The 13,711-nt window shown below is 57.5% G+C and carries 13 protein-coding genes; 8 read left to right on the top strand and 5 right to left on the bottom strand.

What is annotated here, in order from left to right:
- The first annotated feature begins 37 nt into the window (after window positions 1-37).
- Both AC0TNG_RS16695 and AC0TNG_RS16690 read left to right on the top strand, forming a co-directional pair.
- A complete protein-coding gene (locus AC0TNG_RS16695) occupies window positions 38-925 on the top strand; it encodes a LysR family transcriptional regulator (protein WP_407820981.1) in 888 nt (295 codons plus the stop codon).
- An 82-nt stretch (window positions 926-1,007) separates the two neighbouring features.
- Window positions 1,008-1,277, top strand: a complete 270-nt coding sequence (locus AC0TNG_RS16690) for a hypothetical protein (protein ID WP_473712778.1) — start codon at window positions 1,008-1,010, stop codon at window positions 1,275-1,277.
- A gap of 12 nt (window positions 1,278-1,289) precedes the next feature.
- Here AC0TNG_RS16690 and umuC read toward each other — a convergent pair whose 3' ends face one another.
- From umuC to AC0TNG_RS16675, 3 genes are all read right to left on the bottom strand, one after another.
- Window positions 1,290-2,552, bottom strand: a complete 1,263-nt coding sequence (umuC, locus tag AC0TNG_RS16685; protein WP_473712777.1) for a translesion error-prone DNA polymerase V subunit UmuC — start codon at window positions 2,550-2,552, stop codon at window positions 1,290-1,292.
- Complete coding sequence (gene umuD, locus AC0TNG_RS16680; protein WP_420278185.1) at window positions 2,536-2,970, bottom strand: translesion error-prone DNA polymerase V autoproteolytic subunit; 435 nt, start codon at window positions 2,968-2,970, stop codon at window positions 2,536-2,538. Before umuD ends, umuC begins: the two co-directional genes overlap by 17 nt.
- Before the next feature lie 159 nt (window positions 2,971-3,129).
- Window positions 3,130-3,996 (bottom strand): aldo/keto reductase family oxidoreductase, encoded by an 867-nt coding sequence (locus AC0TNG_RS16675; protein WP_024909163.1) that lies wholly within the window; start codon window positions 3,994-3,996, stop codon window positions 3,130-3,132.
- 143 nt (window positions 3,997-4,139) lie between these two features.
- On the opposite strand from AC0TNG_RS16675, the gene tcp reads away from it, so the two are divergent.
- Window positions 4,140-5,801 (top strand): methyl-accepting chemotaxis citrate transducer, encoded by a 1,662-nt coding sequence (tcp, locus tag AC0TNG_RS16670; protein ID WP_024909164.1) that lies wholly within the window; start codon window positions 4,140-4,142, stop codon window positions 5,799-5,801.
- 27 nt (window positions 5,802-5,828) lie between these two features.
- Here the strand turns inward: tcp and smrA are convergent, their stop codons facing one another.
- On the bottom strand, window positions 5,829-6,392 hold the full coding sequence (smrA, locus tag AC0TNG_RS16665; protein ID WP_473712776.1) for a DNA endonuclease SmrA: 564 nt from the start codon (window positions 6,390-6,392) through the stop codon (window positions 5,829-5,831).
- A 355-nt stretch (window positions 6,393-6,747) separates the two neighbouring features.
- The gene (locus AC0TNG_RS16660; RefSeq protein ID WP_473702418.1) at window positions 6,748-7,659 is read right to left on the bottom strand and encodes a LysR family transcriptional regulator; all 912 of its coding nucleotides are present in this window, start codon (window positions 7,657-7,659) and stop codon (window positions 6,748-6,750) included.
- Window positions 7,660-7,834: 175 nt separating this feature from the next.
- Here AC0TNG_RS16660 and AC0TNG_RS16655 point away from each other — a divergent pair, with 175 nt between their 5' ends.
- From AC0TNG_RS16655 to fnr, 5 genes are all read left to right on the top strand, one after another.
- A complete protein-coding gene (locus tag AC0TNG_RS16655; RefSeq protein ID WP_473712775.1) occupies window positions 7,835-9,145 on the top strand; it encodes a M20 family metallo-hydrolase in 1,311 nt (436 codons plus the stop codon).
- Window positions 9,145-10,590, top strand: a complete 1,446-nt coding sequence (locus tag AC0TNG_RS16650) for a M20 family metallopeptidase (RefSeq protein WP_417927274.1) — start codon at window positions 9,145-9,147, stop codon at window positions 10,588-10,590. The genes AC0TNG_RS16655 and AC0TNG_RS16650 overlap by 1 nt, the downstream gene beginning before the upstream one ends.
- Before the next feature lie 36 nt (window positions 10,591-10,626).
- On the top strand, window positions 10,627-12,153 hold the full coding sequence (abgT, locus tag AC0TNG_RS16645) for a p-aminobenzoyl-glutamate transporter (RefSeq protein ID WP_248272159.1): 1,527 nt from the start codon (window positions 10,627-10,629) through the stop codon (window positions 12,151-12,153).
- A gap of 10 nt (window positions 12,154-12,163) precedes the next feature.
- On the top strand, window positions 12,164-12,679 hold the full coding sequence (ogt, locus tag AC0TNG_RS16640) for a methylated-DNA--[protein]-cysteine S-methyltransferase (RefSeq protein ID WP_032651063.1): 516 nt from the start codon (window positions 12,164-12,166) through the stop codon (window positions 12,677-12,679).
- A 183-nt stretch (window positions 12,680-12,862) separates the two neighbouring features.
- The gene (fnr, locus tag AC0TNG_RS16635; RefSeq protein ID WP_006174991.1) at window positions 12,863-13,615 is read left to right on the top strand and encodes a fumarate/nitrate reduction transcriptional regulator Fnr; all 753 of its coding nucleotides are present in this window, start codon (window positions 12,863-12,865) and stop codon (window positions 13,613-13,615) included.
- Window positions 13,616-13,711: the final 96 nt, after the last annotated feature.

The following is a 13,711-nucleotide window of genomic DNA, read 5'->3' as shown; positions in this document are numbered from 1 at the left end:
CCATGAAACTGATGGCACTTATAAGCAGAATCATTAAATGAATAACAAGCTCAATGCCATTTCTACCTTTCTGCGCGTCGCTGAAGCGGGCTCGTTTTCAGCGGCCGCCCGTCAGACCGGTATTAAGCAGTCCGCCGTCAGTCAACAGATCGCGGCGCTTGAGGAATCACTGGGTGTGGTACTGCTGCACCGTACGACGCGTAAGATGAAGCTGACCGAACAGGGTGAACGTTACCGGCGTGATATGCAGCTTGTGCTGGACGCCATAGGGGAAGCGGAGAGGCGTTTACATCCTGTCGATCATAGCGTTCAGGGGCGCGTCCATGTTCAGTTACCGAGCGGCCTGGGGCAGATTTTTTTGCCGCATCTGTTGGCGCTACAGCGTCTGCATCCCGAGCTGCAGTTGATGCTTTCCCTGGATGACCGCTTTGCCGATCTGGTGACGGAGGGCGTGGATGTCGCGATACGGCTGAGCAGTGAGCCCCCGCAGGCGCATGCGGCGCGCGTGCTGGGGCGTATTGAAACCAGGCTGTTTGCCGCCCCCGGCTTTCAGGCGGTACGCGCCGTCAGCGAGCTGGCGACGCTGCCACACGTGCGGTTCAGCGGCATTCCGCTGGGTGCCCCCCTGCGCCTGATGTCTGACGAGGAGACGGTCGAGGTCAACGTGAATACTGTTTTCCGTGCCAACACCAGCGACGCGCTGCTGCAGGCGCTTGAGTCCGGCATTGGTATCGGCGGCATGCAGCAGCCGCTCGTGACACGCGCGCTGCAAACCGGCACGCTGGTACCGGTGCTGCCCGACTGGCGGTTACCCGATCGCTTCCTCTATGCCGTCTATCCTGACGCCCGCTTTATTCCGCAGCGCGTCAGAAAGGTCGTCAGCGTGATTGAGCAGTTACTGCCTGAAATAATAAAGAAAAACTGATTGTTTCCGCCGTAAATCACGTGCATTTTTTAATCGCAAAGAATAGAGTGTTTTTACCGTATTCCCTCTTTCTGGAGCACGTATGCCGGATTACCGTTTTTTCCAAAAAGGCCCGAACCTCATTGCGATTGAGAGCGCAAACACCGATGCGGCCGCTCAGCTCATCGCTCAGGGGTTTGAAAAACAGTTTGAGGAGATCGGCGCTGCGGATGAAAAAGAGGCGCTTACCCGCCTTGCGGATATCCGTAAAAATAATGAGATCGATCGCCATAACTTCCTGGCCGGAGCGGGCGAAATGCCGCTGATCGGCGTGCTGGCGGCTGCGGCAACCTGGTTGGTGCAAAAGAAATAACGCAACCATCCTCTACCTCGCCACCGGCAAATCGGCGTACCGCGTCGTATAGGCCGGTGACAACATTTCCCGCTTCATCGCCCAGGATTTCTCAATCCCCTGCCCGGCAAACCATATCTTCCCTTTGCCGGAATGATTTACGCTGTCGATCATCTCCATCAGCGCCGCGCTGTTGGCGCGCAGACGATTATCGTCAAACAAATTAAGCTGGGCGACGCCGCTGCTGAAAAAATCCGCCAGCATGACCCCGGCCTTCATATAGCGATACCCGTCGAGCCATATCCGCCCCAGCGCCTCCGTGGCGGCGCGGATAATATCGCGCGAGTCATTGGTGGGCGTCATCAGGGTGACAGAAGCCTGATTGCCGTAATAAATTTCGTTGTCAGCGTGCGGGCTGGTGCGCACAAACACGCTGATAAAACGACAGTATTGATGCTCGCCGCGCAGTTTCTCTGCAGCGCGCTCCGCGTAGGCGCAAATCGCCTGATGCATCTCTTCATATTGCGTAATGCGGTGTCCAAACGAACGGCTACAGATGATTTGCTGCTTCGTGGGGGTGTACTCTTCCAGGTCAAGGCAGGGCTCGCCGCGAAGCTCGCGCGCCGTGCGTTCCAGTACCACGTTGAAATGTTTGCGAATGACCCACGAGGAGGCCTCCGCCAGCTCCAGCGCCGTGGTAATCCCCATTGCGTTCAGTTTTTTCGTGATGCGCCGCCCTACCCCCCACACCTCCTCTACCGGCACCTTTGCCAGCAGTTTACGCTGCCGCTCCCGGCCTGAGAGATCGACCACGCCGCCGGTGCCCGCCCACCGCTTCGCCGCATAGTTGGCCAGCTTCGCCAGCGTTTTGGTCGGGGCAATACCGACGCCAACGGTTAAGCCCGTATTTTTATAGACCTGCGTGCGCATCTGGTGTCCGAACGCTTCCAGTGCAAGGCAGTTACCGATCCCTGAAACGTTCACGAACGCCTCGTCGATCGAGTAAATTTCTATGGCCGGAGCGAGATCCGTCAGCGTCTGCATCACCCGACTGCTGAGATCGGCATACAGCGCATAGTTCGAACTAAAGACGTAAACCCGCGACGGATAGCCCTTCTCTTTGAATTTAAAATAGGGCTCCCCCATTTTTATGCCGAACTGCTTTGCCTCCGGCGACAGTGAAATAATGCAGCCGTCGTTATTGGACACCACCACGATGGGCTTCCCCTGCAGATCGGGGCGAAATACCTTCTCGCAGGAGGCATAGAAGCTATTCACATCAACCAGCGCGAACATGTTTATGCGTTTTAAGCGTGTGGGTGACGACGCCGAAGATCTGCAGCTCCTCTTCGGACTGAAAGGTAATCGGCTGATAGCGGTCATTATGCGGCAGAAGTCTCAGAACCGGGCGGGTCTGTAGCTCTTTCACCGTAAACTCACCGGCGACCGACGCCACGACGATGTCCCCATGTTCGGCATTTAACGAACGATCGACCACCAGCAGATCGCCGTCGCCGATCCCCGCGCCAATCATGGAGTCTCCACTCACCTTGATAAAATAGGTCGCACTGGGGTGTCTCACTGCCAGCCGGTTAAGATCGAGACGATCTTCCACATAGTCCTGCGCCGGGCTGGGGAAGCCACAGGCTACACGCTCTGCAAACAACGGTAATTCAATAGATTGGTTTGGATGATAAGAAAAGAGAGTGTCCATAATGCCTTTCTCGCCAGGTACTGTATACAAATACAGTATTACGGATTATGGCCAGGGATCAAGGTCATTTCCGGAGGCGAACCCAAACGCGTTGAAGTGTCAGAAGATTTAAAACGCGCAAAGCCCGGAAGCGCCCTTCCGGCTTTGCGCCTGTGACGCTCAGTCCATCAGTGTATTCAATGTTTCCAGTGCGTCAGGCGGTAGCTGCAGTTCCCCCGCCGCGAGGTTTTGCCGCAGATGCGCCACGGAAGAGGTGCCCGGGATCAGCAGGATATTTGGGGAACGCTGCAGCAGCCATGCCAGCGCAACCTGCATTGGCGTTGCGCCCAGCGAGTCCGCCACAGCCTTCAGCCCGGACGATTGCAGCGGCGTAAAGCCGCCCAGCGGGAAGAACGGTACATACGCAATCCCCTGCTGCGCCAGCAGATCCACCAGCGCGTCGTCACCCCGGTTCACAATGTTGTACATGTTCTGCACGCACACCACCGGCACCAGCTTCCGGGCTTCCGCGACCTGGGTGGCCGTGACGTTGCTCAGGCCAATATGACGCACCAGCCCCTGCTGCTGTAATTCGGCCAGGGTGGAAAGCGGTTCAGCAATCGATCCTTCCGCCGGCCCGTGTGCGCTAAACATGATCCGCAGATTCACCACGTCCAGCACGTCCAGCTGCAGATTACGCAGGTTGTCATGCACCGCCTGCGTCAGTTCCTGCGCGGAAAAGGCCGGCAGCCAGGCGCCTTTGTCATCGCGACGGGCGCCGATCTTGGTGACAAGCGTCAGATCGTCCCGGTACGGGTGAAGCGCCTCGCGGATCAGCTGGTTGGTGACATGAGGGCCGTAAAAATCACTGGTATCAATGTGGTTCACCCCCGCCGCCACCGCTTCGCGCAGCACGTCCAGCGCGGCCTGCTTATCCTTCGGCGGCCCAAAGACGCCAGGCCCGGCCAGCTGCATCGCACCGTAGCCCAGCCGTTTCACCGTCCGCGTCCCGAGCGCGTACGTCCCGCTTTTATCAATGCTGCTCATGTTGACCTTCCTCATAAAAATGATCCGGATTTACAACAGGTTCCCTCAGGGAGCCTTTAGTTAAGCGCGAGTTAATTAAAGTTTACATTCTCTACGACGATAGTAATGAAGTAACCCTGCATCTTCTCTAACGGACGACCGCTATGCTGAAAAATCTGCACGTGATTACCGGTATTATCTTTGCCCTCACCATATTCTGTCTGCTGCAAGTTGTCACGGGAGGGTTGTTCTACTCTGCCGTCAGCAACGATCGCCATAACTTCCAGAACTCCGGCGTGCTCAACGCCCAGCAGGAAAGCCTGAGCGACAGCGTGAACACGCTGGTGAAAACGCGCGTCACCGTCACCCGCGTGGCGATCCGCTATCTGAAAAACCAGCGTGACCCGGCTTCCCTGGCGGCGATCAATAAGCTGCTTGGCACCGCAGGCGACTCGCTGGCAAAAGCCGAAGCCTATAACAAAGAGTGGCAGAAACTGCCGCAGGTTAAGGGCCAGGAGGCGGCATTGACCGACGAGATGCAGAAATCCTGGAACCAGATGCACGAAGTGATGCGCTTATCGATTGAGTATCTGCGTGCCGATAACTATCAGGCCTATGGGGATCTGGACGCGCAGCAGGCGCAGGACGACATGGAAGCGGTCTATAACCGCTGGCGCGCCGAAAACAACACCCTGCTGAAGGCCGCAACCGAAGAGAACCAGAGCAGCTTCACGCAGATGCAGTGGACCCTGGCGGCAATTCTGCTGGCCGTTATCGCGGTTCTGGTGGTCATCTGGCAGGGTTTACAGCACCTGCTGTTAAAACCACTCCACTCCATTATGAACCATATTCGCGCCATTGCAGGGGGCGACCTGACGCAGGATATCGCAATATCTGGCCGCAACGAGATGGGTCAGCTGGCCGCTGGCCTGCATGAGATGCAGCAGTCGCTGGTGACCACCGTCAGCGCCGTGCGCGGAAGCACCGATTCCATCTACACCGGCGCAGGCGAAATTGCCGCAGGAAGCAACGATCTGTCCGCCCGCACCGAGCAGCAGGCCGCCTCGCTGGAAGAGACTGCCGCCAGCATGGAAGAGCTGACCGCGACGGTTAAACAGAACTCCGATAACGCCCGTCAGGCCACGCTGCTGGCGAAAAACGCCTCTGAAACGGCCGCGCGCGGCGGTCACGTCGTGGATAACGTGGTTCGCACCATGAACGAAATCGCCGACAGTTCGCAGCAAATTGCGCATATTACCAGCGTGATCGACAGCATCGCGTTCCAGACGAACATTCTGGCGCTTAACGCCGCGGTGGAAGCCGCACGCGCCGGGGAACAGGGGCGTGGCTTTGCGGTTGTCGCGGGCGAGGTCCGTACGCTGGCGAGCCGCAGCGCGCAGGCAGCGAAAGAGATCAAAGGACTTATCGAGAACTCCGTCAGCCGGGTGAATACCGGCTCTGAGCAGGTGAGCGAGGCGGGCACCACCATGAAGGAAATCGTCGCCGCCGTTACCCGCGTGACCGATATCATGGGCGAGATTTCCTCTGCCTCTGACGAGCAGAGCCGCGGCATTGAGCAGGTGAGCCTGGCCGTTTCGCAGATGGACAGCGTGACGCAGCAAAACGCCGCGCTGGTGCAGGAGTCCGCCACGGCGGCTGCGGCACTGGAAGATCAGTCCGAGCAGCTGCGCCAGGCGGTGGCCGCGTTTCGTCTGAACGGCAAAGAAAAAGCGGTCGCTCCACGCCCGGCCAATCTGAAAACGCCACAGCTGCTGCGCCCGGCAACGACAAACGCCTCCACCGACAGCAACTGGGAAACGTTCTGAGTCTCAGGCGGGCGAGAATATCGCCCGCTAGCGGCTGCGCTTGGCGTGCCGCTCCCAGTTCTCCTGTTTTGCTTCATCGGATTTTCGCAGTGAAACGTAACATGCCCCGCTGCCGCCGTGATGCGGCAGCGCCACGCAGAAGGCCTGTACATCCTCGAACTCGGTTAACCAGCGCGCCAGGTAGCTGCGCACCACATTCGGATGCGAGTTCTGCTCCCGCCCTTTCCCGTGAATAATAATCAGGTTACGTAACCCGTCACGTCTGGCCTGGCAGATAAAAGAAAACAGCATCTGACGGCAGCGTTCGGCAGGCTGACGCAGGAGGTTTAAGCTGGCCTGGCGGGCATATTTACCCGAGCGCAGCTTATCGATAACGCCCTGCTGCACCCCTTCGCGCTGGAACGCCAGCGGCTCTTCGAGGGGCAGAACGTCAAGAAAATCCAGCGTCAGGAAGTTATCCAGCTGTTCATTATCCACCTCCTCGCGCGCCCGGGTATTGCGGCTGGGCTGCCAGTGAATATCCGCGCAGCGCTTCAGGGGCTGGACATCTTCCATGGCGTCAAGAAAAAAGGATTTGTCGTCAGGGTTCATGGGCATCCTCCGGCTACAGCTGAGGACGGTACTATACCTGCGCCCGGGACAGGCCTCAATCACCGTTACAGGCCGTCGTGCGCAACAAATATTAACCTGATGAATATATATAGTATTTATAAAATAAACTTAAATATGACTTAACTAAAATTTCAGCAAAGATGAAATAAGTGATTTGTGTTAAATTTTCGTAAAATCAAACACTCAATATCCTTTCATTTTGCGGGAAAGGTGTTATACCTAAATATACCTGCTTCATGGATATAATACTCAGGATTGGCGAAAGGACGCACTGCTGTGTGTACTGGAGGGTCTGTCAGATGTCGGACAGACCCTGTTTTTTATGGTCGGCTTTTCACGCCACAACTATTTTCCTTGCTTCCCTTCTGAATTGCGTAATTAATGATTCGGCAAGGGGCGTCTGACGTGAATCACGGCGCTGAATTAAATAATATGCTGCTTTTGGAAGCGACTCGACAACCGACAGCATGACCAGACGGTGCGCCAGAAGCGGGTCACATCCCAACTCCTGCGGCAATATGCTTAAAAAATCGCTTTGCGCGACCAGGCTAATACAGGAGGAAAAGGTTTCGCAGACCACGCCAATTCGCGGTATTTGCGAGCGATCGCTAAATACCTCTTCTAACTGCTTATAATAACTTCCCCGCGGCGTCGGCATTGTCCAGTTATAATGCAGAAGTTCATTAATCGACGTTGCTCCCGTCGCCGGATGCCCTTCCCGACAAAATACCGCAAACGGTTTTTCGAAGAGCTTTTCAAACGTAAATTCCTGGTCGTAAGGCCCCTGATAATAGGTATTGATGGTGAAGTCCAGTTCGCCCTGGCGTAATTCATTGATCATCGATACCAGCTGCCCTTCCATAATCCGCACCTTGACCTGCGGATGCTGCGCGTGAAAGCGGGTAATGACGGCGGGCATCAGGCTGCGTGAAACGCTGGCCCCCATCCCGATGTTGATCTGCCCGGCCAGCTCCCCCTGCCGCTGACGAATGTCATCCTGCGCCGCGCGCAGCTCTTCCAGAATCAACCTGGCACGCTGGTAAAAACCCTCACCGCATTCCGTCAACGCGACGCCCTTACTCCTGCGCACGAAAAGCTGCGCCGCCATGCCCTCTTCCAGCTCTTTGATGGATTTGGTCAGCGCCGGCTGGGAAAGATTCAGCGTTCTGCTGGCACCGCGAATGCTGCCCTGACGCGCAACCTCAACAAACGCCCGGATTTGATGAAATTTAATCTGAAATGACATAGCCCGACCGATAACCGTTGTTTATCAGAGTAAAGAAACTGTCATCTACTTTAATGGAAAGGGATGTGCGAGGGTAATTCCTGAACGGTTAAAACTGTGAAAAATCGGTTAGTGATAAGTAAAAACTATCACAGCGTGAAGCAGTTCACATATTTTAATGATGACAGGAACAGATATGGACACACTGGCGCAGTACATCCAGACGTTACCCCCGCAGCTGAGCGCATGGCGTCGTGATTTTCACCATTTCGCGGAATCCGGCTGGGTAGAGTTTCGTACCGCCGCGAAAGTCGCGGAAATCCTGGACTCGCTGGGTTACGAACTGGCGATGGGGCGCGACGTGGTCGATGCCGAAAGCCGGATGGGGCTGCCCGATGCCGCTACCCTGGCGCATGAGTTTGCCCGTGCGCGGGCGCAGGGCGCGCCTGAGAAATGGCAGGCGCCGTTTGAAGGCGGCTTTACCGGCATTGTGGCCACCCTGAATACCGGCCGCCCTGGTCCAACCCTGGCGTTTCGCGTGGACATGGACGCCCTTGATTTAAGCGAAGCGCTCGACGACAGCCATCGTCCGTTCCGCGACGGGTTTGCCTCCTGCAACGCGGGAATGATGCACGCCTGCGCGCACGACGGCCACACCACCATTGGTCTGGGGCTGGCGCAGGTGCTTAAGCAGAATGAAGCCCGGCTGAACGGCACCATCAAGCTGATCTTCCAGCCCGCCGAAGAAGGTACGCGCGGCGCGCGCGCCATGGTTGCCGCCGGGGCGCTGGACGACGTGGACTATTTCACGGCTATCCATATTGGTACTGGCGTGCCTGCCGGAACGGTGATCTGCGGCAGCGATAACTTTATGGCCACCACCAAGTTCGACGTGAGCTTCACCGGCGTGGCCGCACACGCGGGCGGTAAGCCGGAGGACGGTCGTAACGCCCTGCTCGCCGCCGCGCAGGCCACCCTCGCTCTGCACAGCATTGCCCCGCACAGCGACGGCGCATCCCGGGTGAACGTCGGGGTGATGCAGGCGGGCAGCGGACGCAACGTGGTGCCCGCCAATGCTCTGATCAAAGTTGAAACCCGCGGCGAAAGCGAAGCGATTAATCAGTACGTCTTTGAACGCGCGCAGGCGGTCATTACCGGCGCGGCGGCGCTCTACGGCGTGAGCGCCGAGGTGCGCCTGATGGGGGCCGCCACCTCCAGCGCACCGACGCCGGCCTGGGTGGATTATCTGCGCGAGCAGGCGAGCCAGGTTTCCGGGGTTGTTCACGCCATCGATAAGGTGAAGGCGCCAGCAGGCTCCGAAGACGCCACGCTGATGATGGCGCGCGTGCAGCAGAACGGCGGTATGGCGTCCTATATGGTGTTTGGCACGGAGTTGAGCGCCGGACATCACAACGAAAAATTCGACTTCGATGAGCAGGTCATGCCTGTCGCCATCGAAACGCTGGCGCGAACTGCGCTTAATTTCCCGTGGACGCGAGGTGTGTAATGCAGGAGAACTACGCTTTTATTGCCGATGCGATCGATACGCGATGTCGGACGTTAACCGATATTGCCGACGCGATCTGGGATCGTCCCGAGACCCGCTTTGAAGAGTTCTGGTCCGCAGAACGACTGGCCAGCGAGCTGGAAGCAGAAGGCTTCACGCTGATCCGCGAGGCAGGCGGCATCCCCAACGCGTTTATCGCCAGCTTCGGCAGCGGGAAACCGGTTATCGCCCTGCTGGGCGAGTACGACGCGCTGGCCGGGTTAAGCCAGCAGGCACACTCCGCGACCGCGCAGACCGCCACACCGGGAGCCAACGGCCATGGCTGCGGGCATAACCTCTTAGGCACCGCGGCGCTGGCGGGCGCGGTGGCGGTGAAAAGCTGGCTGGAGCAGCACGGCGGCAGCGGAACGGTGCGTTTTTACGGCTGTCCCGGTGAAGAAGGCGGCTCCGGGAAAACCTTTATGGTGCGCGAAGGTCTGTTTGATGACGTCGATGCCGCCGTCACCTGGCACCCGGAAGCCTTCGCCGGGATGTTTAACGTCAGCACGCTGGCGAATATTCAGGCCGCCTGGCGTTTTCACGGCGTGGCGGCGCACGCGGCCAACTCCCCTCACCTGGGACGGAGCGCGCTGGACGCCGTGACGCTGATGACCACCGGCACCAACTTCCTTAACGAACACATTATCGAGAAAGCGCGCGTCCATTACGCCATTACCGATACCGGCGGGATTTCGCCCAACGTGGTGCAGGCGCAGGCCGAGGTGCTGTACCTGATCCGCGCCCCGGAGATGGCCGATGCGCAGCAGATCTACGAGCGCATCGAGAAAATCGCCCAGGGCGCGGCGCTGATGACCGAAACTACCGTCGAATGCCGCTTTGATAAAGCCTGCTCCAGCTACCTGCCGAACCGCACGCTCGAGGCGGCGATGTATCGCGCCCTGCAGCACTACGGCACGCCGGAGTGGACCGATGAGGAGCGAGAGTTTGCCCGCCAGATCCGCGCCACCCTGACGCCCAACGATCTGCAAAACAGCCTGAAAAATATTGCCGCCACGGGTGGCGAAGCGGGTAAAGCCTTTGCCCGTCGTCATCAGGCGACGCTGCTGGTGGATGAAGTCGCGCCCTACGCTATTACCGACAACGTGCTGGCGGGCTCAACGGACGTGGGCGACGTCAGCTGGAAAATGCCGGTCGCCCAGTGCTTCAGCCCCTGCTTTACCGTCGGCACGCCGCTGCACACCTGGCAGCTGGTGTCCCAGGGGCGTACCTCCATTGCTCACAAAGGCATGCTGCTGGCCGGAAAAGTGATGGGTGCGACCGCGCTCAATCTGCTGCTGGACGCAGCGCTGCTGAACAAATGCCGTGAAGAGTTCGAACAACAATTACAAGAAAAACCGTACGCGTGTCCGATCCCACAGGGCGTGACACCGTCACCTTTAAAATAAAAAAACACAACAACACAACACTCCCGAGGAACGCCCATGAGTATGTCATCCATACCTTCGCATTCCCCATCCGGTAAGCTCTATGGCTGGGTTGAAAGGATCGGCAATAAAGTGCCGCACCCTTTCCTGCTGTTTATCTATCTGATCGTGATTTTGATGGTCGCCACCGCCGTGCTCTCCGCCTTTGACGTGAGCGTGCGCAGCCCGGCCGATGGCAGTCTGGTGGCAGTGAAAAACCTGCTCAGCGTTGACGGGCTGCACTGGTTTTTACCTAACGTCATCAAAAACTTCAGCGGTTTCGCCCCGCTGGGCGCCATTCTGGCGCTTGTGCTGGGTGCCGGGCTGGCAGAACGCGTTGGCCTGCTGCCCGCATTAATGGTGAAGATGGCTTCCCACGTCAGCGCGCGGTACGCGAGCTACATGGTGCTGTTTATCGCCTTCTTCAGCCATATCTCCTCCGACGCCGCGCTGGTGATCATGCCGCCGATGGGGGCGCTGATTTTCCTCGCCGTCGGTCGTCATCCCGTGGCGGGCCTGCTGTCGGCGATTGCGGGGGTGGGCTGCGGATTCACCGCTAACCTGCTGATCGTCACCACCGACGTGCTGCTCTCGGGCATCAGCACGGAGGCGGCGAAGACCATCGATGCGTCCATGCACGTCAGCGTGATCGACAACTGGTACTTTATGGCCTGCTCGGTCATTGTCCTGACGATTGTCGGCGGGCTGATTACCGATAAGATCGTCGAGCCGCGCCTGGGTAAATGGGAAGGCCGTAGCGATGAAAAGCTGGAGACCCTGAGCAAAGAGCAGCGCTTCGGCCTGCGCGTGGCTGGCGTGGTCTCGCTGGCCTTTATCGCGCTGGTGGCGCTGATGGTGGTCCCGGAAAACGGCATATTGCGCGATCCGGTTAAACATACGGTCCTGCCGTCACCGTTTATTCAGGGCATTGTGCCGCTGATTATCCTCTTCTTCTTTGTCGTTTCGCTGGCCTACGGTATCGCTACCGGCAAAATCCGCCGTCAGGGCGATTTGCCGCAGCTGATGATCGAGCCGATGAAGGAGATGGCGGGCTTTATCGTGATGGTGTTCCCGCTGGCGCAGTTTGTGGCGATGTTTAACTGGAGCAACATGGGCAAGTTTATGGCCGTGGGCCTGACCGACGCGCTGGAGGCTGCCGGATTAAGCGGCGTACCGGCGTTTGTCGGCCTGGCGCTTCTGTCATCCCTGCTGTGCATGTTTATCGCCAGCGGTTCCGCCATCTGGTCGATTCTGGCCCCGATCTTCGTACCGATGTTTATGATGCTGGGGTTCCACCCGGCTTTCGCGCAGATCCTGTTCCGCATCGCGGACTCTTCGGTTATTCCGCTGGCGCCGGTTTCGCCGTTTGTTCCGCTGTTTTTAGGCTTCCTGCAGCGCTATAAACCCGAGGCCAAACTGGGTACCTACTATTCGCTGGTTTTACCCTACCCGCTTATCTTTTTAGGGGTATGGCTGGTGATGCTGGTGGCATGGTATCTTGTCGGCCTGCCGATTGGGCCGGGGATTTACCCGAGGCTGAACTAAAGGAATGAGGATGCTGAGATTACTCGAAGACAAGATTGCGACGCCGCTCGGGCCGCTGTGGGTGATCGCGGACGAGCAGTTCTGCCTGCGCGCCGTCGAATGGGAAGAGCACAGCGACCGCATGGAAGAACTGCTTGCGATTCACTACCGCTCACAGGGATATGAACGTATCCGCGCCACCAATCCGGGCGGGCTGAGCGACAAGCTTGCGGCGTACTTCGAAGGCGATCTCAGCATCATCGATACTCTGCCGACCGCCACGGCAGGCACGCCTTTTCAGCGCGAAGTGTGGCAGGCGCTACGTTCGATTCCGTGCGGGCAGGTCATGCATTACGGCCAGCTTGCGGAGCAGCTAGGCCGCGCAGGAGCAGCACGCGCGGTGGGTGCCGCGAACGGCTCTAACCCGGTGAGCATCGTGGTACCCTGCCATCGCGTCATTGGCCGTAACGGTACCATGACAGGCTATGCCGGTGGCGTGCAGCGAAAAGAGTGGCTGCTGCGTCACGAAGGGTATCTCTTGCTCTAGTTCCCAGGCTTTTTGTGCTTAATTTTCTACCGGTTAGGGTAAAAATCCATAATCAAGCTGTGGAATTTCAAGAAGATGGCGACACGTTGCCGTCTCTTGTCCTTATTGAGGGTTTGTCAGGCTTACGTACTTACCAAAAAGATGTTAAAATTGACCAATATCAATTAAGGCTTGAGCAAACCTATGATCCCGGAAAAGCGAATTATACGACGCATTCAGTCTGGCGGTTGTGCTATCCATTGCCAGGATTGCAGCATCAGCCAGCTCTGTATCCCGTTTACCCTGAATGAGCATGAACTCGATCAGCTTGATAATATCATCGAGCGCAAAAAGCCTATTCAGAAAGGGCAGACGCTGTTTAAAGCGGGAGACGAACTGAAATCGCTCTATGCTATCCGTTCTGGCACCATCAAGAGCTACACCATCACCGAACAGGGTGATGAGCAGATCACCGGCTTCCATCTGGCGGGCGATCTGGTGGGCTTTGATGCTATCGGCACGGGCCATCACCCGAGCTTTGCTCAGGCACTCGAAACCTCAATGGTTTGTGAAATCCCGTTTGAAACCCTGGACGATCTGTCCGGTAAGATGCCTAACCTGCGTCAGCAGATGATGCGTCTGATGAGCGGTGAGATCAAAGGCGATCAGGACATGATCCTGCTGCTTTCCAAAAAGAATGCAGAAGAGCGCCTGGCCGCGTTTATCTACAACCTCTCCCGCCGCTTCGCCGAGCGTGGCTTCTCGCCGCGTGAATTCCGTCTGACGATGACGCGTGGCGATATCGGTAACTACCTGGGTCTCACCGTGGAAACCATCAGCCGTCTGCTGGGTCGTTTCCAGAAAAGCGGGATGCTGGCCGTTAAAGGTAAATACATCACTATCGAAAACGGTGAAGCGCTGGCCGTTCTTGCCGGGCACGCCCGCAACGTGGCATAACTTTCCACCTGTTGATGACCAGACTGATAAATTCTTGTGATTTATTGGTCTGGTATAATCACTTTCGTTTCAAGATATTTTCACCGTAGTAAGTCC

The sequence above is a fragment of the Enterobacter sp. PL_is514 genome (genome assembly GCF_055816715.1).
Note: the sequence above shows the minus strand (reverse complement) of the source record. Positions and strands in the feature narration are given on the sequence as shown.

Excerpts from the sequence above, each read along its gene's own strand:
- AC0TNG_RS16695 (WP_407820981.1), top strand. The coding sequence starts at position 38 with ATGAATAACAAGCTCAATGCCATTTCTACCTTTCTGCGCGTCGCTGAA.
- AC0TNG_RS16690 (WP_473712778.1), top strand. The coding sequence starts at position 1,008 with ATGCCGGATTACCGTTTTTTCCAAAAAGGCCCGAACCTCATTGCGATT.
- umuC (WP_473712777.1), bottom strand. The coding sequence starts at position 2,552 with ATGTTCGCGCTGGTTGATGTGAATAGCTTCTATGCCTCCTGCGAGAAG.
- umuD (WP_420278185.1), bottom strand. The coding sequence starts at position 2,970 with ATGGACACTCTCTTTTCTTATCATCCAAACCAATCTATTGAATTACCG.
- AC0TNG_RS16675 (WP_024909163.1), bottom strand. The coding sequence starts at position 3,996 with ATGAGCAGCATTGATAAAAGCGGGACGTACGCGCTCGGGACGCGGACG.
- tcp (WP_024909164.1), top strand. The coding sequence starts at position 4,140 with ATGCTGAAAAATCTGCACGTGATTACCGGTATTATCTTTGCCCTCACC.
- smrA (WP_473712776.1), bottom strand. The coding sequence starts at position 6,392 with ATGAACCCTGACGACAAATCCTTTTTTCTTGACGCCATGGAAGATGTC.
- AC0TNG_RS16660 (WP_473702418.1), bottom strand. The coding sequence starts at position 7,659 with ATGTCATTTCAGATTAAATTTCATCAAATCCGGGCGTTTGTTGAGGTT.
- AC0TNG_RS16655 (WP_473712775.1), top strand. The coding sequence starts at position 7,835 with ATGGACACACTGGCGCAGTACATCCAGACGTTACCCCCGCAGCTGAGC.
- AC0TNG_RS16650 (WP_417927274.1), top strand. The coding sequence starts at position 9,145 with ATGCAGGAGAACTACGCTTTTATTGCCGATGCGATCGATACGCGATGT.
- abgT (WP_248272159.1), top strand. The coding sequence starts at position 10,627 with ATGAGTATGTCATCCATACCTTCGCATTCCCCATCCGGTAAGCTCTAT.
- ogt (WP_032651063.1), top strand. The coding sequence starts at position 12,164 with ATGCTGAGATTACTCGAAGACAAGATTGCGACGCCGCTCGGGCCGCTG.
- fnr (WP_006174991.1), top strand. The coding sequence starts at position 12,863 with ATGATCCCGGAAAAGCGAATTATACGACGCATTCAGTCTGGCGGTTGT.